The organism is Alicyclobacillus macrosporangiidus CPP55 (genome assembly GCF_000702485.1).
Taxonomy (GTDB): domain Bacteria; phylum Bacillota; class Bacilli; order Alicyclobacillales; family Alicyclobacillaceae; genus Alicyclobacillus_H; species Alicyclobacillus_H macrosporangiidus_B.
This window is the reverse complement of record NZ_JNIL01000001.1, coordinates 3,201,523-3,221,767: the sequence shown is the minus strand read 5'-3', so window position 1 is coordinate 3,221,767 and position 20,245 is coordinate 3,201,523. Positions and strand designations below refer to the sequence as shown.

At 62.6% G+C, this 20,245-nt stretch carries 15 protein-coding genes; 4 read left to right on the top strand and 11 right to left on the bottom strand.

Going from position 1 to position 20,245, the window contains the following annotated elements:
- The first annotated feature begins 95 nt into the window (after window positions 1–95).
- Window positions 96–3,239: an alpha-mannosidase gene (locus N687_RS0115945; RefSeq protein WP_029422807.1), complete on the top strand. Its 3,144-nt coding sequence runs from the start codon at window positions 96–98 to the stop codon at window positions 3,237–3,239.
- A gap of 109 nt (window positions 3,240–3,348) precedes the next feature.
- On the opposite strand, the gene N687_RS0115940 is transcribed toward N687_RS0115945, so the two are convergent.
- The 9 genes from N687_RS0115940 to N687_RS0115900 form a co-directional block, all read right to left on the bottom strand.
- Window positions 3,349–4,173, bottom strand: a complete 825-nt coding sequence (locus N687_RS0115940; RefSeq protein ID WP_029422806.1) for a sugar phosphate isomerase/epimerase family protein — start codon at window positions 4,171–4,173, stop codon at window positions 3,349–3,351.
- 13 nt (window positions 4,174–4,186) lie between these two features.
- The gene (gene glpK, locus N687_RS0115935; RefSeq protein WP_029422805.1) at window positions 4,187–5,689 is read right to left on the bottom strand and encodes a glycerol kinase GlpK; all 1,503 of its coding nucleotides are present in this window, start codon (window positions 5,687–5,689) and stop codon (window positions 4,187–4,189) included.
- 2 nt (window positions 5,690–5,691) lie between these two features.
- Window positions 5,692–6,432, bottom strand: a complete 741-nt coding sequence (locus tag N687_RS0115930) for a glycerophosphodiester phosphodiesterase (RefSeq protein WP_029422804.1) — start codon at window positions 6,430–6,432, stop codon at window positions 5,692–5,694.
- Window positions 6,429–8,132: a glycerol-3-phosphate dehydrogenase/oxidase gene (locus N687_RS0115925; protein ID WP_051663342.1), complete on the bottom strand. Its 1,704-nt coding sequence runs from the start codon at window positions 8,130–8,132 to the stop codon at window positions 6,429–6,431. The genes N687_RS0115930 and N687_RS0115925 overlap by 4 nt, the downstream gene beginning before the upstream one ends.
- 168 nt (window positions 8,133–8,300) lie before the next feature.
- Window positions 8,301–9,710 (bottom strand): ABC transporter substrate-binding protein, encoded by a 1,410-nt coding sequence (locus N687_RS0115920; protein ID WP_051663341.1) that lies wholly within the window; start codon window positions 9,708–9,710, stop codon window positions 8,301–8,303.
- Between the two features lie 85 nt (window positions 9,711–9,795).
- Window positions 9,796–10,620 (bottom strand): carbohydrate ABC transporter permease, encoded by an 825-nt coding sequence (locus tag N687_RS0115915; protein WP_051663340.1) that lies wholly within the window; start codon window positions 10,618–10,620, stop codon window positions 9,796–9,798.
- On the bottom strand, window positions 10,617–11,546 hold the full coding sequence (locus N687_RS0115910; RefSeq protein WP_029422800.1) for a carbohydrate ABC transporter permease: 930 nt from the start codon (window positions 11,544–11,546) through the stop codon (window positions 10,617–10,619). Before N687_RS0115910 ends, N687_RS0115915 begins: the two co-directional genes overlap by 4 nt.
- A gap of 357 nt (window positions 11,547–11,903) precedes the next feature.
- On the bottom strand, window positions 11,904–12,539 hold the full coding sequence (locus N687_RS0115905; RefSeq protein WP_029422799.1) for a DUF47 domain-containing protein: 636 nt from the start codon (window positions 12,537–12,539) through the stop codon (window positions 11,904–11,906).
- Entirely contained in the window at window positions 12,536–13,516 is a 981-nt protein-coding gene (locus tag N687_RS0115900) for an inorganic phosphate transporter (protein WP_035462417.1), read from the bottom strand. The genes N687_RS0115905 and N687_RS0115900 overlap by 4 nt, the downstream gene beginning before the upstream one ends.
- Before the next feature lie 192 nt (window positions 13,517–13,708).
- Here N687_RS0115900 and N687_RS0115895 point away from each other — a divergent pair, with 192 nt between their 5' ends.
- The 3 genes from N687_RS0115895 (at window position 13,709) to N687_RS0115885 (ending at window position 18,360) form a co-directional block, all read left to right on the top strand.
- Entirely contained in the window at window positions 13,709–14,449 is a 741-nt protein-coding gene (locus N687_RS0115895; RefSeq protein WP_081841479.1) for a glycerol-3-phosphate responsive antiterminator, read from the top strand.
- A 351-nt stretch (window positions 14,450–14,800) separates the two neighbouring features.
- Window positions 14,801–16,546 (top strand): ABC transporter ATP-binding protein, encoded by a 1,746-nt coding sequence (locus N687_RS0115890; RefSeq protein ID WP_231493506.1) that lies wholly within the window; start codon window positions 14,801–14,803, stop codon window positions 16,544–16,546.
- On the top strand, window positions 16,543–18,360 hold the full coding sequence (locus N687_RS0115885) for an ABC transporter ATP-binding protein (protein ID WP_029422795.1): 1,818 nt from the start codon (window positions 16,543–16,545) through the stop codon (window positions 18,358–18,360). The genes N687_RS0115890 and N687_RS0115885 overlap by 4 nt, the downstream gene beginning before the upstream one ends.
- Window positions 18,361–18,473: 113 nt before the next feature.
- Here the strand turns inward: N687_RS0115885 and N687_RS0115880 are convergent, their stop codons facing one another.
- Both N687_RS0115880 and N687_RS0115875 read right to left on the bottom strand, forming a co-directional pair.
- Complete coding sequence (locus N687_RS0115880; protein ID WP_029422794.1) at window positions 18,474–19,946, bottom strand: sodium:solute symporter family protein; 1,473 nt, start codon at window positions 19,944–19,946, stop codon at window positions 18,474–18,476.
- A complete protein-coding gene (locus tag N687_RS0115875) occupies window positions 19,943–20,140 on the bottom strand; it encodes a DUF3311 domain-containing protein (RefSeq protein ID WP_419670161.1) in 198 nt (65 codons plus the stop codon). The genes N687_RS0115880 and N687_RS0115875 overlap by 4 nt, the downstream gene beginning before the upstream one ends.
- Window positions 20,141–20,245: the final 105 nt, after the last annotated feature.

The following is a 20,245-nucleotide window of genomic DNA, read 5'->3' as shown; positions in this document are numbered from 1 at the left end:
CCTCGGCCAGCTCGGGGTTAGCCTGGTGGACACCATGAATCCTTGTCGGCAACCCGCGGCAGACACAACCTGGTCGCGCAGTAAGGAGGCACACCATGTTTTTGACAGAAGAGAAACTGACCGCCCGCATCAACGAGTTGGCGCGATACCGCTACCGGGACTTTCGGCCCATCCCCGAGTTCCGGTGCCAGGTGGACCCGCACGGCCATCCGGGCGCCCGGCCGCCGAGCGGCGGCGAGTGGGGCGTCATCCGCACAGGCGATCACTGGGCCGGCCGGGACCTGTACCTTTGGCTGGCCGCCGACGTGGCTCTGCCGGCGGAATGGGCCGGGAAACAGGTCGTGGGCCTGTTCGACTTCGGCGTCACCGGCGGCGGCAACAACTCCGGCTTCGAGTCCCTGCTGTACGTCGACGGCCAGCCGTTTCAGGGCGTCGACCAGAATCACACCGAAGTGCTGTTCGATCCGTCGTCTGCCGGGCGCACGGTCTCGTTGTGCTTCCGGTTGTGGTCCGGCCTTGAGGGGGGCGGCCCGCCGGCACCGCAGGAGCACAAGATCCGCCACGCGGGCGTGGCGTGGCTGGATGAGGACACGGACGACCTGTACTGGACCGCGCGCGCCGCGCTACAGACCATCGGCGTGCTCGCCCACAACCGTACGGAGCGGATTGCGCTCGTGACGGCGCTCGACAGGGCGTTCCGCGAGGTGGACTGGTCGTATCCGGGATCGCCCGCGTTTTACGACTCTGTGCGGGCGGCCAGGCAAACGCTGCACGAGCAGTTGGCGTCCATCCGCAAGGACAGCGGCGTGGCGGTGCGCGCCCTCGGCCACACGCACATCGACGTAGCCTGGCTGTGGCGGACGAAGCACACGCGCGAAAAGGCGGCGCGCTCCTTCTCCACCGTGTTGCGCCTGATGGAGCGGTTTCCGGAGTTCGTGTTCCTGCAGACGCAGCCGCAGTTGTACGAGTTTTTGCGCACCGACTACCCGGAACTGTACCAGCAGATCCGAGCCCGGGTGCGCGAGGGGCGCTGGGAGGCCGACGGGGCGATGTGGCTGGAGGCCGACTGTAACCTGCCTTCAGGGGAATCGTTGGTGCGTCAGATTCTCCACGGCACCCGGTTTTTGAAACGGGAGTTCGGAGTGACCTGCAGATATCTGTGGCTGCCGGACGTGTTCGGCTACAGCTGGGCGCTGCCGCAGATTCTGGCCAAGTCTGGCATTCACACCTTTGTCACGACGAAAATCAGCTGGAACCAGTACAACCAGCTGCCGCACGACACGTTCCGCTGGCGCGGTTTGGACGGCACCGAGGTGCTGACGCACTTCATCACCACCCCCTGCCCGGAGCCGTACTACACGTACAACGGCCTGATGGACGCGCAAAGCGTGCAAGGGGCGTGGGACAACTACAAAGACAAAGCCTTGAACCAGGAGCTGCTGTTCGCGTTCGGATACGGGGACGGCGGCGGCGGTGTCAACCGTGAGATGCTGGAGATGCGCCGGCGCCTCGACCTGATGCCTGGCCTGCCGCGGGTGCGCGTGGGACGCGCGGACGAGTTTTTCGCCGGCCTGCACCAGCGCGTGGCGGACACCGACCAGTACGTGCACACCTGGGACGGGGAGCTGTACCTGGAGTACCACCGCGGAACGTACACCAGCCAGGCGTACAACAAGCGCATGAACCGCAAGTTGGAACTGTTGTACCGGGAGACGGAATGGATGGCCGCGGTGCAGAGTCTCCTTGGCGGCGACTGGGCGGCGTACCCCCAGCAGGCACTGGCGGAAGCGTGGACCATCTTGCTTCGCAACCAGTTCCACGACATCATCCCCGGTTCCTCCATTCGCGAGGTGTACGAAGACAGCCGGGCGGAGTACCAACAGGCCCAGGAGTTGGCCAGCAGGGCCTGGCGGGAGGCTGCCGGCACGCTTTTGAACGATGATCCCGCCGCAGCCGCCTACACCGTGTTCAACAGCAGTCCATGGGTGCGAACCGATCTGGTGGCCATCCCGGTTCAGCCTGAGACGGAGGAAGGCCGCTGGGTCGACCATGCCGGCCGGGAGCTGACGAGCCAGCGAAGCGGAGGCATGTGGTGGGTCAAGGTGCCGGAGCTGCCGCCGGCCGGATTCGCTGTCGTCCGTTTCCACGCCGGAGCCGCAGCGTCTCCCGCGCCCGCCCAGTTCGAGCCGACGGAGAGCGGGATCCGCACGCCGCACTACGAGATCGAGTGGAATGAACGCGGCCAGTTGACCCGTCTGTTCGACCGCACCGCCGGTCGCGAGGTGCTTGCCCCGGGCGAGCGCGGAAATGTGCTGCAGGTGTTCGAGGACAAACCGATAGAATACGACGCCTGGAACATCGAAGTGTTTTACCAGGAGAAGATGCGCGAGGTGGAAGACCTGACGGCAGTCGAGGTGATGGAAGTCGGGCCGCTGCGGGCAGTGGTGCGGTTCGAGTGGCAGTACATGAACTCGCGCATCCGGCAAGACATGGTCGTGTACGCGCACAGCCGGCGGATCGACTTTCAGACGGAGGTCGACTGGCACGAGCGGCAACAGCTGCTCAAGGTGGCGTTCCCGGTCGACGTGCGAGCGACCGAGGCCACGTACGACATCCAGTTTGGAAACGTGAAGCGCCCCACCCATTGGAACACCAGCTGGGACCTGGCACGCTTCGAGTCAGTCGGGCATCAGTGGGTGGACTTGTCGGAGCGCGGGTATGGCGTGAGCCTGCTCAACGACTGCAAGTACGGGCACGACGTGAAGGACCACACCATCCGCCTGTCCCTCATCAAGTCGGCCATCCATCCGGATCCGGAGGCGGACCAGGGGCGGCACGAGTTCACCTACGCGCTGCTCCCGCACGCGGGCGACTGGTGCGAAGGCGGCACCGTGCCCGAAGCCTGGTACCTCAACAACCCGCTCACGCACGTCAAAGGCCGGCCCGTGGTCGACCGCTTCTCGCTCTTCAGCGTGTCTGCCGCGAACGTGATGATCGACGCCGTGAAAAAGGCGGAGGACGGCGACCTGGTGGTGCTGCGCGTGCACGAATTCGCCGGTGCCCGGACGACCGTTTCCATTCGCAGCGACCTCACCGTGCGCTCCTGGCAAGAGTGCAACCTGATGGAGGAACCTGTCGGCGAACGGCAGACCGGCGGTGAGCTGACGTTCACCCTCAGGCCGTACGAGATCAAGACGTTCCTGGTCGATCTCGCCGGTCCCGCCGGGTCCGCGGGCTGAAGCGGACCCCGCGCTGCGGCCCCTGCCTCCGTACAGAGGCAGGGGCCGCCGTACTCTGGGCGTAGGCGCCCGTAGCAGACGCCGGCCTTGGGCGACGCAGCCCCTTCCGTCACGGCCCGAGGACGACCCGCCGGGCCGCCTCGTACGCCTGGCGAGCCACGTCCGCCGCCGGCATCCGCCAGTATTCCGGTCGAAACAACTCCACGCTGTACGCCCCGCGATACCCGCCGGCTTGCAGAGAGCGCACCACGTCAGGCAGTCTCCCCACGCCGTCCCCCGGCAGCACCCTGTGTTCATCCGTGCGCCTGACCCCTTTCGGCACGTCCTCCACATCGTCCAGGTGCACCAGCGCCACCCTTCGCACCATCTCCGGCGTCAGCGGTACATCTGCGGTGCCAGACAGGGCATGATGGAACGTGTCCAGCACCAGTCCCAACCGTTCCCCCGTCTCCTCGGCGACCCCCTCGACGACCTCTGCGGCGCGTCCGAGCGTACACAGTGGAAACGCCGGAAAGCCAATGAACTCCAACAGCGGACGAACGCGAAAGGACCGCATCACGCGCGCCACCTGTGCAAGCCGCCGAACCGTGCGGGGTTTCACCTCGTCCCAAGCCGCCGTCTCAGGTTGAGGCACGCAGATCAAGAACGGGCAGCCGAGACCGTCCGCCACCTCAGCCCAGCGGCGCACCTGGTCCAACAAATCAGCAAATTCCCGGTCATCTTCCGTGTTGAACCGTTCGACCGCGTTGATGGATAAGACCTTCACCCCGGTACGCTCCACGAGCTCCAGCAGATCACGGAACGTCCGCCCGCTCAGATAGGCTTCCAGATGGGGGATGCGCAATTCGACGCACGGAAACCCCGCATCGGACGCCGCCCGTAAACCTTCCTCCAACGGCGTGGTCATCAAAGTCGACAGATTGATGGCGAGCATCGCCGCCCTCCCTTCAACGGTTGGGCCGCCCGATGGTGCGAGCCACCGCGTCCTTCCATCCCGCGTACAGACGATCCCGCTCGTCCTGCGCCATCCTCGGCATGTACCGTTCATCCAAACCCCAATTGCGCTGGATTTCCGCCTGACTCTCCCAGAAGCCGACCGCCAGCCCGGCCAGGTACGCCGCGCCGAGTGCGGTGGTCTCCGTGACCTTGGGCACCTCGACCGGCACCCCGAGCACATCCGCCTGAAACTGCATCAGGAAACGGTTGGCGGCCGCGCCTCCGTCCGCGCGCAACGCGGACAGCCGCACGCCGGCATCGCGCTCCATCGCCTCCAGCACGTCTCTGGACTGATAGGCGATGGACTCCAGCGTGGCGCGCACGAGGTGCTCCCTCGTGGTGCCCCGGGTCAGTCCGAACACCGCCCCGCGCGCTTCCATATCCCAGTAGGGGGCCCCGAGTCCGACGAACGCGGGCACCACGTACACGCCGTCAGACGAGGGAACGCGCTGTGCGTACCGCTCCGACTCGGCCGCCGTGTTGATCACGCGCAGCCCGTCACGCAGCCACTGCACCGCCGCCCCCGCGATGAATACGCTTCCCTCGAGGGCATACTCCACCCGGCCGCCCACACCCCAGGCAATGGTGGTGAGCAGGCCGTGGCTGGAAGCCATGGGCCGCTCGCCGGTGTTCATCAGGAGAAAGCAGCCCGTCCCGTACGTGTTCTTCGCCAGACCAGGGGAGAAGCAAACCTGGCCGAACAGGGCCGCCTGTTGGTCCCCGGCGATCCCTGCGATCGGGATCGACACGCCGTCGAACAAGGCAGGGTCGGTGTGCGCGTACACCTCACTGGAAGGCCGCACCTGCGGCAGCATCGCCGCCGGCACGCCGAACAGCCCGAGCAGATCGTCGTCCCAGCACAGGTCGTGGATGTTGAACAGCATCGTGCGCGACGCGTTGGAGTAGTCGGTCACATGCACCTTTCCTCCGCTGAGCTTCCACACCAACCAGGTGTCGATGGTGCCGAACAACAGTTCGCCGTTGGCCGCCCGCTCCCGCGCGCCGGAGACGTGATCGAGGATCCACTGGACCTTGCTGGCGGAGAAGTAGGCGTCCACCACGAGGCCGGTTCTTTCCCGGATGAACGGCTCGTGGCCGGCCTCCTGCAAGCGGCGGCAGATGTCGGCCGTCTGGCGGCTTTGCCACACGATGGCCGGGTAGACCGGACGTCCGCTGTCACGCTCCCACACCACGGTCGTCTCACGTTGATTCGTGATGCCGATGGCCGCCACCTGTGCGGGTGGTACGCACGCATCCGCCAAGACCCTGCGGACCACATGAAGGGTGGTCTGCCAGATCTCCTCAGGGTCGTGCTCCACCCAACCCGGCTGGGGGTAGTGCTGCGCGAACTCCTGCTGCGCCATCGCCACGATGGCTCCATCGTGATCGAACAGAATCGCACGCGTGCTGGTCGTACCCTGGTCGATGGCCAATACGTGCGTACACGCGCTCATGTTCACCCCTCCTTGCTCACCTGCAGCGCTACGTCCGGTTGATTGGAGATCAGGATGTCGACCCCCTGGCGCAGAAACGCGCGGATGCGATCCGGGGGATCCACGGTCCACACGCACACCCGCACACCCTGCGCTTGGCACTCCGCGACCACGTCCGCCGCAAATCGATGGTCCAGGTTGACCGAATAGGCACCCAGGTCTTTCGCCCGACGCCACGGCTCCTGCACAGGCCCCTCGTACAACAGGCCAATTTCCGCCTCGGGATGGCGCGACTTCAAGTACTCCAAGCACCCGTGGTGGAACGATGAAAAGAGAATCCGCGATGCCAGGGGATGGGCCAGGACCATCGGCACGACGCGGTCCACCAACGCACGGCCGTCGCCGTCGTAGACTTTGAGTTCCACGTTGTAAAAGCCGCCCGGGTATTGGGCATAAGCGAGGTCAAGCACTTCGTCCAACACCGGGATGGGCTGCGCCTCCCCGCTGTGCTCCCCGACGAACCGGGCTGCCGCGTTCAGGCGGCGCAGCTCAGCGAACGTCAGGTCGGCCACGCGGCCGGTACCATCGGTGGTACGATCGACCGTCGGATCGTGCAGGATGACTGGAACTTCGTCTGCCGTCAGCTGCACGTCAAATTCCAGTCCGTCGCAACCCAGGTCCAGGGCCCGGCGGAACGCCAAGAGGGTGTTCTCAGGGTAGCGCGCACTCCAACCGCGATGCCCCAGGATCAGCGTGTCGGTCATATCCGTCTCTCCTGATTCTTTGATTCTCCAGAACTCTTGAACGCCACAGCAGCACAAGACGCTTGATTCCATTTCTCCACCTGATGCTGAACTTCCTCCGGACTCCAGCCGAGCACGTCAGTGGCAAAGCGCGTGAGGCTCGGCAGCCAACGCGCCACATCTTCCCGTTCAAAGAACAGACGCCCAGTTCGACGGATCAGGAAGTCATTGAGATCGGTCACCATTTCCTCCTGTACGCAGTACTCAAACTCCGCCAGGACGACCGCCGTGCGAATGTCCTCCCACGCATCCGAATCCGCCATCTCCAGCGCCCTGGTCCAGACGATGTCCGCATGAGCGCCGTACTTGTGATAGAGCGACCGCATCGCACTGTCGATTTCGCCGCGAATCGGATTCACGGTGCAAGCGCGACGCATGTGCGCGAGCATCTCCTCCTCCCCCGCATCACCACCGGACAGAACGATGCGGTCGGTCCGGCAGGGCTGAAACGCCCGCCCTTCCTCGCGGCCGAGTTCTCGCATCACCAGATCCACCACGCGCTCCGCCATTTTCCGGTAACCGGTCAACTTGCCCCCCGCGATGCTGAGCAACCCGGACGCTGACAGGAAGATCTCATCCTTCCGCGACAGTTCGGAGGGTGATTTGCCGTCTTCATGGATCAGCGGACGGAGGCCCGCCCAACTGGAACGAACGTCCTCCAGGCCGAGATGGACACTCGGGAACATGTGATTCACGGCACGCAGCAGGTAGACCACGTCTTCCCTGAGCACCGGAGGGTCCTCCAGCGGCCCCTCATAATCCGTGTCCGTCGTGCCAATATAGGTGACCTCACCCCGTGGGATGGCAAACACCATTCGGCCGTCATCCACGTCGAAATACACCGACTGACGGACAGGCATCCGATTTCTAGGAACCACGATGTGCACACCTTTGGTCAAGTGCAGACGCTTGCCGGTCAAGGACCGATCCGCACGGCGCAGATGATCCACCCAGGGTCCCGCGGCATTCACCACCTTCTTCGCCATCACGCGGTGGTTCTCTCCCGTCAGACGATCCCGCACGATCGCGCCAGCGACACGCCCATCCCGGTACCACAATTCGACGGCCTCCGCGTGATTCACGCACAGGGCGCCCAGGTGGGCGGCTGTCTTCAGGACTTCAATCGTCAGTCTGGCGTCATCGGTGCGGTATTCATAGTACAGACCGCCGCCGCGCAGGCCGTCGGGAGCCAGGAGGGGTTCCGCGACCAACGTTTCCGCTTTGGTCAACATGACACGCCGCTCATTTCGGTGCACACCCGCCAGTCGGTCGTAAAGCCACAAGCCAAACGACGTCGCGAGTCTCCCGTAGCTCCCACCCCGGATGATAGGCAGGAGCATCTTCTCCGGGATCACGAGATGGCGAGCATTTCGATGCAAGATCGCCCGCTCGCGTCCGACCTCGCGCACCAACCCGATCTCACCCTGTTTCAGGTACCGCAGCCCGCCATGGATCAATTTGGTCGAACGACTGCTCGTGCCCTCGGCGAAGTCCTGTTTCTCGACGAGTCCCACGCGCAAACCCCGGTCGACGGCGTCGAGCGCGATGCCTGCGCCCGTGATGCCTCCGCCAATGATCAGGAGATCCAGGGGCTCCTCCGTCATCTCTCGCAAAATCAATGGGCGCGACAACGCCGACATACGTTTGGCGCGTGCTGCCATCTTTTCATCTCTCCCACACGTTTTCTGTCTCACCGTGTTGTGTCCGTCGAAGTCTCCTCCGCTGCGGGTGCAAGGAAAACGACCACCGTGAATGCGTCGCATTCCTGCGGTGGTCGTCTCCTCGTCTCAAGACCGTATGCGGTATGAAGTTGTCGATGGCATGATGAATCAGCCGACCGTCAAATTGTAGTTCTTGATGGCGTCGGTGACCTTCTTGGCCGCGTCATCCAACGCGGGTTGCGGCTGCTGCTTCCCGAGCAGTACCGCCTGCAGCATATCCTGGACAATCTGCCGTGCCTGCGGGAAGACTCCCATCAGGCCACCCTGTGTCGCATAGGTCAGCTTCGAACTGTGCAGTTGGTCAACCGCTACCTGGAAGTCCGGATACTGCTTGAGCCAGTCCTTGAACCCTGGATCATCATACACCGCCTTCGTGATCGGGAAGTATCCAGTGGTCTCCGTCCAGTATGCCTGCTCCTGGGGCGAAGCCGCAAACTTCACGAACTCCCATGCGGCCTCCTGTTGCTCTTTGGACTGATCCTTGGTGATCCAGAGGGAACCGCCGCCGATGATGGTCCCTCCTGTCGCTCCCGCGGGCCGAGGCAGCGGCCCGATGCCGACCTCGAACTTGCCCTTGGCGCCTTTCACCAGGTTTCCGTAAATTCCGGACGAGTCGATGATCATGGCACATTTCCCTGCCAGGAACGCATTCTGCGTCTGGGAGGTGACGGAGCCCAGGTTCAGGTCGACGCCCGCGTCGTACAACGACTTCCACCAATTCACGATCTTCAGCCCTTCAGGACCATTGAAGACCGCTTGCGTTGCCGTGCCGGTCCGGCCATTGTCGTGATCAACGTAGTACGCACCCTGGGTGGCCAACATCTGTTCGAAGAACCAACCGTATGTGGCCAAACCAATGCCATACACGGTCACCTTGCCATCCGGGCCTTTCTTCGTCAGCTTTTTGGCGTCGGCCAACACCTCATCGTACGTCTTAGGCGGCTCTGTGATGCCTGCGTCCTTAAACATTTCCTTGTTGTAGTACAACACAGGCTGGGAAGAGTTGAACGGCATCGAGTACAGCTTCCCACCGACACTGTAATACCCTAGAATGTTTGGCTCGAGCTGAGAGATGTCGAAGTGACTTTGATCAATGAAGTCCTGCATCGGAACGATATCCTGTGAGTCAATCATGAACTTGGTTCCGATGTCGTACACCTGCATGATGTTTGGGCCGTCCTTGCCACCTTGCCCCTGCGTCGCCTTCCACTTGTTGAACTCGTCGTCATACTGGCCTTGATAGACGGCCGTCACGTGAATATTGGGGTGCGACTTGTTGAAATCATCGACGATGTGCTGCAGCGCCTGACCAGGGACTCCGCCCATGGCGTGCCACAATTTCAGCTCGATCACACCGTTGTTGGTTCCGCCCCCGCCACCGGCGGCATTCTCGGTGTTCCCCGTGTTGCCCCCACCGCAACCGGCCAACAGCGCCGTCAAGCTCAAGGTGGCAGCGGCAGTCCACGTGGCGGTCTTGTGGACCCACGGCCGGCGCGACGCGTCCTGGTTTCGTTCCATCTCACATCCCCCTTTGTCATCAAGAACCCCGAAATGGTTCCATCTATGTCACAGGTGACGCGCGCCGTCACGCGCACGGCGAACGTCAACCCTTGACAGCACCAGCGGTCAGACCCTTCACAAGGTGTTTCTGTGCGAAGAACAACAGAATCAACGTCGGAAGCGAGATGATCACCACTCCCGCCATCGTCAGATTCCACGAGAGTGCGTCCTGGTTTTGCAGCATCCCAAGTCCGACCTGAACGGTGCGCATGGAGGTCGAGTTGGTCGTCAACAGCGGCCACAGATACATGTTCCAGGACTGCAGGAACACGTACACAGCCAGCGTCGCGAGAATCGGGCGCGACAGGGGAACGACCACGCTGATCAGAAACCGCCATTGACTCGCCCCATCCATCTTCGCGGCCTCAAACAGTTCGTAAGGTAACTGCAACAGGTATTGGCGCAGCAAGAAGATGCCGAAAGCATTGGCCAGAAAGGGAACCGTCAGGCCGGCGAACGTATCGAGCCATCCGAGCGCCCGTATGGTCATGTAGTTTGGAATCATCGTCACCTCGGTCGGTATCATCATGGTGGCGAGAAACACCAGGAACATGACGTCTCTGCCCCGAAAACGAAGGTACACAAAGGCATACGCGGCGAGCAGGGACGTGACGATTTGACCACACACGATGATGGCGGACATGATGAAACTGTTCAGCAAAAACCGGCCCAACGGAGCAGCCTGCAACGCCTCTGCATAACTGGCAAAGTGAAATGGATGCGGCCACAGCTGCGGAGGATACGTCGACACGTGGTTCGAAGTCTCCAAGCTGATTAACAAACTGTATAATATCGGAAACAACACCACCAGCGACGCGATTATCAAAAGGATGTACCGAATCACGAGCAGCACCCGATTCTCCTTCACGAGTAATGCACCCTCCTTTCCACGACGAGGAACTGCAGCAATGTGAGGACCAGGACGATGATGAACAGGACCACGGCTTGCGCGGACGCCAAACCGTATTGGAAATTGAAGAACGCGTTGCGGTAAATGGAATACACCACAAGGTTCGTGCTGCCTGCCGGGCCACCCTGGGTCAAAATGTTGACCTGCCCGAAGGTCTGAAAGGACCCGATCATCGACACCACGAACACGAAGAACAACGTGGGCGAGATCGATGGAATGGTGATGTAACACAACCGCTGCAAGTAATTCGCTCCATCCACCCGAGCGCTGTCATACAGTTCTTGAGAGACGTTGCGCAAAGCCCCCAGCAACACGATGGTGCTGAAGCCGAGGTTCATCCAAATGGTCACGATGGAAATCGCCAGGAGCGCCGTCCAAGACCCGTTCAACCAGTTGATGTTCGGAATACCGAACAGTTTGGACAAGATCCAGTTCAACAGACTCACGCTGGGATTGAACGCCATCAGACCGATGGTCGACACCGCGGCCACAGACATGCTGATGGGCGAAAAAATGATGGTTTGAAATACGGACAGGCCACGTATCTGCTTTTCCAGCAACAGAGCCAACAGGAGCGCGATGAAGACCCCGGGAATCACGGTCAACAAGACAAACTCCAGCGTCACTCTCAGGCTCTGGATAAAATCCGGAGAAGTGAACAGTTCGACATACTGTTGCATGCCGACGAAGTGCTTGGCCACACCCTTGCTGTTGGTCAGGTAAAGGCTGAGATAGACGACCTTGACAATCGGGTAGAAAAAGAAAACCGTGAACAGGAGCAGTGCAGGCAACAAAAACGGAGACGCTTGCAGGAACGCCATCACTTCCTTCGTGCGCCTGCGTGGCGGCATTGGAATTGTGGTATTCGACACCGCAGTCTGCATGGCTTTTCCCCCACTGTCCAACAAATTGAAGCGTACTCATCCGCTGTCCAAGCCAAGAAAACCATGCCCCATACTGAATACTGTAGAGGATCCGTGTGAACTCTCTGTAAAGCCCCGACAAACCTTGCGTGAAATCAGACCTTCACCAGGAAATGCAAACAGGGACGAACCAACCGTAGGATGTCCTTGGACCATGCGGACATCACACGCACCGGTGGTCGTCCCTACTCTCCATCTCCAGGAACGATTGCCCTCAGATGATGACCTGCGTAGATGACTGCGCTTTCAAGACAGATTATATAGACTACGTATGAATTTCTCAAGAGGTCTCGCCCATCGTCTGTCTGAACCCACCGCTCACACATTCCCCTTGATCACAATCGAACCAATCACGTCCGCCGCTTCGTCGGCACGGTCTGCGCTGTTGCTCAGATGGCGGTAGACCTCACGAACTTTGAAGATGTGGTGCATGTCGGTGAGATGGAACAGGTCGGCGTTGGCTCGCCGATACAAATCCTCGATGCGATTCTCCGCCTTTTTGGCGGCGACGATGTGTTGCACTGCGCGGCGCGGTTCATCCACCATGTATTGAATCGCCTCGCGCAACGCGAGCACCCCGTCGTACAAGGTGGCGACCATCTCCACCATCTCCGGGGTGGGGTTGACCTCCCACAGCACCAGCTCCTTGACCGTCGAATCCGCGTAGTCGAGGATATCGTCGACGCTGCGCGACAGGTTGTAGATGTCCTCGCGGTCGATGGGCGTGACAAACGTGTCCAACAGCTCCTGGATGATGAGCCGGCGGATGTCGTCTCCCTGTTTCTCCAAGTCACTCATGCGCGCAATCTGCTCGTCGCGGTCCTCCCCCTGCGGGCGCTCGGTGACAAACCGGTGAAGCACGCGCACCCCTTGCACGGTCACTTCCGCCTGCTGGATGAGATACTGCACGAACCGGTTTTCTCGCGGCAGCAGGATTTCTTTCAATCGTTTCACATGACACCACCCGCCTTACACAGAAGTGCCAGCACCACCGCCACCACGAACGCCAACGGCATGGTCACGCCCCACACCACCAGCATGCGCCGGACAAACGACCAACGGATGCGCTCTTTGCCCGCGCACACGCCGACGCCGACCAGGGCGCTGTCGATGGTCTGCGTGCTGCTGACCGGACCGCCGAGCGCGGACGCCCCGATCACAACGGCGGCCGACGCCACCTGCGTGGCGAACGAATGCACCGGGCGGGCCCGGAAGACGTGAAAACCGACGGATCGGGCGACGCGCCAGCCGCCCCACAGAAGCCCGATGAAAAACACGATCCCCGGCACGACGACCATCCATGGGGTGACGCGAAACGGCTCGTGATGGGCGACCGCGTTCACGGTGGCCAGGAGGCCGACCGACTTTTCCGCGTCATTGGCCCCGTAGCCGATGCACAGCATCAGGGCGGACACGTACTGCAGATACCCCACGCGCCTCCCCAGGCGTGCCGAGGCGAGGCGGAGGAGGAAATACAAGCCATAGTATGTCAGATACCCCGCGAGGCCACCCAGGACGACCGCAAGGACCAGCGACAGGCCCACCTGCAAGAGCCCCCACCACACCACGGCGTGTGGCCCCAACATGGCCAGGCCTGAACCGCTCAAGCCACCGACGAGCGCAAACGAGGTGCTCGTGGGCACCTTGAGCCGCCAGCAGACCAACAGCGTGACCAGCGTCGCGGCCAGGCTGACGTTGAGCACATCGACACCCGCCTGACGAATGTCGACGATGCGCGTGCCAATCGTCGTCGCCACCGCCGTGCCGAGGAGAAACGGTGCCAGAAGCACCCCCGCCAGGATGATCCCCAACACGATGGTGGCGTGCATCACCCGGGTATTTAAGAACGTCGCCAACAGGTTTCCCCCGTCATTGAACCCGCACAGGACGGTGAACCCCATGACCAGCGCGACGGCCAGCAGGTCGTTCATGTCGCTTCTCCCCCGCCGTTCGTACCGGAGACCGAAATAAATAAAAACAAAGAGACCTCCCATCGCAGCCATCCCGCCGATGCGGCTGGCAGTACGGGAATCTCTTCGTCTCCGACCCATACCGAAAACTGAAGATGCGATAATATATAACATCAAATGAAAGCGAATGCAACCCGTCGGATGGCCGCAACAATGGGATTCGCTCATCCTCACACAGCTCTTGCGTTTCATGCACCCCCTGCGTTTCATGTACAATCAAAACGATACCATCCACTCAACCGCCCACTGCGACACACCTGTTCATTCCAGAGGAGGGGAAGCGCCATCGACACGATCTCCTATGCGCTGCGCAAAAAACCGATCGTCACCGCCATCACCCGTGATGCCGATCTGACCGATGCCCTGTCCTCCTCTGCCAACGTCGCGTTTCTGCTGGGCGCCGACATCCTCACCCTGGCCGGAACCGTGGAACGCCTGCACGCGGCAGGTAAACTGAGCTTCGTCCACCTCGACCTCATGACCGGGATTGCACGCGACACTTCGGGCATCCGTTACCTGGCCGAGACCATTGGCGTGGATGGCGTCGTCACCACGCGGACCAGTCTGATCGCTGCCGCGAAGCAGCACGGCCTCATCGCCGTTCAGCGCACCTTCATCCTCGATTCGGTTTCCATCGATCAAACCTTGAAAATGCTCCAGGATTCTCGCCCGGACGCCATCGAGGTCCTGCCTGGGTTGGTCATCCCGCACGTGATGCACTTGCTCAAACCCTCTCGCCATACGCCCATCATCGCAGGAGGACTGCTCTCAACCCCTGAACACGTTCGGAGTGTCCTGACTGCCGGATGCATCGGAGCATCCACCAGCTCGCGTATCTTGTGGCGTTGGCAGGATGCCGGGTTCCCGGACGGTCCGGAGGCATCGTGGACTTAGACTCTGATCGCCAATAGACCGACAAATGGGATTGACACGGTATTTTTTCCATGGTATAGTCAGCCTATCGCATTCCGCAATCCACTTTTTCACTGTTTCAGAGGAGGTCACGCCCCGTGCGTCAGCGTTTCGGAATTGCCTCAGCGAACCGAATCGGCTTGCATGCGACGGCTGACCTCGTGGTGCGGATGTGCTGATCCCTTGATGTATTCTTCGTGAGCACACTCGACTCCAGGCGGTGAGCCTGGAGTTTTTTTGCGCCCTCCAGGCCTCTCCGGAGCACCCCGTACGCGAAGCCGCGGATGCAAGCCCGTCCGCGGCTTTTTGCGTGTAAAGGAGGCTTGTTCTACCGTGAAGTCTCACCCTCAGCGATCCATGCTCTGGCTGATGCGCTACATCCTCCCGGTCAAGTGGCGGATGGCCGGGCTGCTCGCCCTGCTGCTGCTGACGACCGCGATGCAGCTCGCCAACCCGCAGATGGTGCAGCATTTCATCGACACGGCCGCCGGAGGCGGACCCGTCTCCCGCTTGCTGGGGCTCGCCGGGGCGTATCTGGCCATCGCCGTGTGCACGCAGTTGACGAGCGTCGCCGTCAGCTACCTCGGCAACGACGTGGCATGGCGCGCGACCAACCAACTGCGGGCGGATCTGCTGCGGCACTGTCTCGGACTGGACATGCGCTTCCACAATCTCCGGACACCCGGGGAGATGATGGAGCGCATCGACGGGGACGTGACCCACATGTCGAACTTCTTCGCCATGTTCATCGTGCAGATGTTCGGCAGCGCCGTCCTCTTGGCGGGCATCCTCGGCATCATGTTCGCGCGCAACGTGCCCATCGCCGCCATCATGACGGCATTCACCCTCCTGGCGCTCGCCGCCATGGTCCGCATCCGCGACGTGGGCGTGGCCGCTTCACAGGCGGAGCGCCAGGCCAACGCGGCGCTGTTCGGCCTGATAGAGGAGCGGATCGCCGGCATCGAGGACGTGCAGACGAGCGGCGCCGTTCCGTACGTGATGAACCGGTTCCACCGGGCCATGCGCCACGTGTTCCAGACCGGCCGCAGAGCCTGGATGATGCGCGTGATCCCGTGGAACGTCACCGTGGTCCTGTACGCGTTGGCTGTCACCGGCGTGCTGATGATGGGGGTCCACCTGTACCTGACCGGGGGCGCGACGCTCGGCACCCTCTATCTGTTCTACCAGTACACGCAGATGTTGAACGATCCGATTGAGCAGCTGGGGAATCAGCTGCAGGACTACCAGCGGGCGAAGTCCGGCCTGCGCCGGTCTCTGGAGCTGCTGTCGATGCGCAGCGAGATCGAAGAAGGAGAACGGACCGATCTCCCCGAGGGTCCCCTCGGTGTCGCGTTCGAGCACGTGCACTTCAGCTACCAACCGGGAGAACCGGTGTTGCACGACATCCACTTTGAGCTCAGACCCGGGGAGCGGCTCGGCATCGTCGGGCGCACGGGCAGCGGGAAGTCGAGCATCAGCCGGCTCCTGCTGAGGCTGTACAACCTCGATAGTGGCGTCATCCGCCTCGGGGGCGTGGACATCCGCGAACTGCGTCTGGACACCCTGTACGGGCGGGTCGGGATGGTGACGCAGGACGTGCAACTGTTCGACGGGACGCTGCGGGACAACCTGACGCTGTTCCACCCCGGCGTGCCGGACGCAGAGATCCTCGCCGTCGTCGACCGGCTCGGCCTGCGGCCGTTGCTGGAGCGGCTGCCGGAGGGGCTCGACACCCGCCTGGCGGCCGGGGGCTCGTCCCTGTCGGCAGGCGAGGCCCAGCTGGTCGCCCTGACGCGTGTGTTCCTGACAAAACCCAGCCTGGTGATCCTCGATGAGCCGTCGTCCCGGCTCGACCCCGCCACGGAAGCGACCCTCCAGGCCGCCATCGATCACCTGCTGGAACACTGCACCGGGATCGTCATCGCCCACCGACTCTCGACGCTCGCCAAGGTCGACAAGATCCTCGTGCTCGGCCAGGGCCGCATCCTGGAATTCGGTGACCGGGCGGCGTTGGCGGACGATCCCAATTCTCACTTCGCAGCCCTGCTGCGCAGGGACCGACAGGAGGAATGGGCATGACGGTCACCTCATTCATCACGCGTCTGCTCCGCTTTCGGCTGACGCTGTACATCGTGGACGCCTGCCTGTGGACGGCGTTCCACGGCCTGCCCGTGGTCATCGGGCTGGGTATGCAGTGGTTCTTCGATCGCGTCACGGGCGGCTCCCACAGCCTGTGGTGGCTCACCGCGCCGCTGTGGGTGGTCCTCGGCGTGCGATTCATCCGGACCGGCGTGTTCTTCGCCGCCTTTTACACGTGGGTGACGCACATCTACCACGTGCAGGCCATCCTGCGCCGCAACCTGCTGGCCGGAATTCTTCGCTGGCCGGGGCGCAACCTCCCCGCCTCCCCGGGCGAGGCGATGACGCGCTTTCGCGACGATGTGCAGGAGGTCGTCGAGTACGTCGAGTCGTGGACCGACTTCTGGGGCTTTGTCACCTTCGCAGTGATCTCATTGGGGATCATGCTGCGGGTGAATGGCTGGGTCACCCTGGTGGCCATCCTGCCGCTGGGGTTGGTGACGCTATTGAACAACCTGACCGGACGCCGCGCCCGCCGGTACAGCCGCGTCAACCGCGAGGCGACGGGCCGCGTGACCGGATTCATCGCGGAGATCTTCTGTGGCGTTCAGACCATCCGGCTCGGGCGGGCCGAGGCGCATGTGCTCCAACGGTTCCGCCAGCTCAACGAACAGCGGCGGCAGGCCGCGCTCAAGGACAACCTGTTCAAGCAGTGGGTGCAGTCGCTGAACCAGCACGTGCTCAGCATCTCGACCGGTGCCATCCTGCTGGTGAGCGCGGCGCAGATGCAAGCCGGGCGGTTCACCGTGGGGGACTTCGCCCTGTTCACGACCTACCTGGCTTGGCTCGCGAACAGCATCTCGCTGTTCGGATATATGGTCTTCCAGCACAAACGGCTGCGCGTGGCGCTCGACCGGATGACCATGCTATTCCGGCCTGGCGAGGCGGACCGGCTGATGGAGCCCGCCGACATCCACCTGTACACCGATCCGCCCGAAGTGCAGGAGCCGGCGCTGGAGCCGGCGGATCGGCTGGAGACGCTGGCCGTCGCCCATCTCACCTACCGGTATCCGGGGTCCGGCCGCGGCATCCACGACATCAGTTTCCAGATCCGGCGAGGAGAGTTTCTGGTCATCACCGGCCGCATCGGATCGGGCAAGTCGACGCTGGTGCGGGCGCTGTTGGGACTGCTGCCAAGGGACGACGGGCAGATCTGGTGGAACGGGCGCCCCGTCCAGGACCCCGCAGCCTTTCTGGTGCCGCCGCGAGCCGCTTACACGCCGCAGGTGCCGCGCCTGTTCAGCGACACGCTGCAGGACAACATCACCTTGGGACGACCAGCCACCCCGGAGCGGATGGACCAGGTCCTGCGCGCGGCTGTCCTCGAGCGCGACGTGGAGATGCTGGAACACGGCCTCGACACGTACGTCGGGCCGCGCGGCGTGATGCTCTCCGGTGGACAGATTCAGCGGGCGGCCGCCGCCCGGATGATCATGACCGGAGCGGAGCTGTTCATCTTCGATGATCTGTCGAGCGCCCTCGACGTGGAGACGGAGGAGCGGCTGTGGACCCGTCTGTTCGCCAGCCCGGACATCACCTGCATCGCCGTGTCGCATCGGCGGGCGGCACTGGCGCGCGCGGATCGCGTCCTTCTGCTGAAGGACGGGCGCGTGGAGGCGGAGGGCACGCTGGAGACGCTGCTGGCGACCAGCGCTGAGATGCGCCGGATTTGGGACGGGGATGCCGGGGAGACCGCGGGATCGACCAGGGCCATCCGGCTGGAGGACGGAGATGCCGTGGGACAGTGGGCCTGAAGGACGGCACCACCCCCTCGGGCCGTGGACGGTGCGGTGCCTCCTGTCGGAGGGCCGAGGGGGTGAGAGCTGGTGAGGTGTTTCTACGTCGTTGACTGAGAATCCGGTTGAACTTACGCGTTCACCGCCGACCGAGCCTGTGCGCCGGCGCTTCGGGTGAACGCGCTCACGGCGAACGTCACGATCAGGTTGACCACCATCGCCACAATGCCGATGTTCAGGTCCTTCACCCACTGCGGCATGAACGGCAGCAGGAGACCCACCGTCTTGCTGGTGATGGTCGTGTAGGCGACCACCAGCTCGCCGGCCAGGATGCCAAAGATTGCGCCCCACTTGGTGATGGGATTGCGCTTCATGAAACTGAACACGATGGCCGGGAAGAACTGCGTCACCAGGCTGTAGCCCATGAGCAGCAGCGCCACGATACTCTGGCCGTTGAACGTGAAGTACAGGGCAATCAAGGCCACCACCGGCACCAGACAGTGAGCCAGGCGGGACACGCTCTCATCGGACGCCTTTGGATTGATGACCTTGTACAGGTTTTTCGAGATCATCGTCGCGCTCGTCGTCAACAGCAGCGACCCGGGAACAATCGCGCACAACAGGCCCGACGCGCCAATGAGACCGACGACCCATTTCGGGAAGGTCTGCACCGACAGGACCAACAGCGAGTTGTCCCCCGCCGAACCCTGCAGCGGCGGCTTCACCGTCAGGATGGCCGCGAAGCCGACGAAGAAGACGAACAACAGAATCAACTGGTACAGCGGAAACACCATCGCGTTGCGCCGGAACGTCTGCTCGTTCTTCGCGGTGTACACCGCCTGGAACGCGTGTGGCCAGGTGTAGAAGCCGAGGGCCGTCAACAGCACCGTCGAGATGAACCAGTACACGCTGTTGCCCTTGGCCGGCAGCGTCAGGTAGCCGGGCTTCGCCTGGTCAATCGCGTGGAACATCTGGCCGATACCGCCGTAGTAGTGCACCGGCAGGTAGATGCCGAGGAACACCACGACCACCAGTACCAGGCCGTCCTTCAGCACCGCCGTCCACGCCGTGCCGTGCACACCGGAGGCCATGACGTAGATGGTGACCGCGATCACGCCGATCCACACGGCCAGCGTCGACGAGATGCTGCCGTAGGAGGCGATCTGCATGATGGCGCCGAGGCCCTTCAGCTGTGTCACGAGATACGGGATCATCGCGATGATGCCAATGAGAGAGACGAGCACCCCGAGCGCCGGGCTGTTGTACTTCGCGACGAAGAAGTCCGATTGCGACAGCAGGTTGTGTTGTTTCGCGTAGCGCCAGATGGCGGGCAAAAGCCAGTACGACAGGATGTACGCCAGCGCCCCGTACCACAAAATGTAGAACGTCGGGCCGCCCTTGCCGTACGCCCAGCCGCTGCCGCCGAGGAAGGTGAAGGTGGTGTAGATCTCGCCCGCCGACAGCAGGAACACAAACAGGGTGCCGAAACTGCGGCCAGCCGTGCTCCATTGCTCCAGATTCATCGTCTTGCCGCGGCGAGCCTGTACACCGAGGTAGATGGACAACAGAAGAACCAGAAGGATCACAATCAGGGCGCTGTTCACGAGCGGTCACCTCCTCGGTTCACCGGGTCCGTCCTGTACACGATGAACATGATGACCGACGTCAACACCACCCACAACACGGTCCAGAACAGGATGAACGGCATCCCGAGCACGTACGGCTCGGTGCGATTGGCGAAAAACATCCCCACAATCAAGGCCAGAAACGGCAGCGCCGCGAGCCACTTCACACCGATCCCTCCTTATTTTCCTTCGATCCCGCTGGACCAGACGCGCTTGGACGGCGGCTGGGCTGGACGCCGCTGCTCGCACGCCGCCAGCCCACCGGCCCGCCGGCGCGG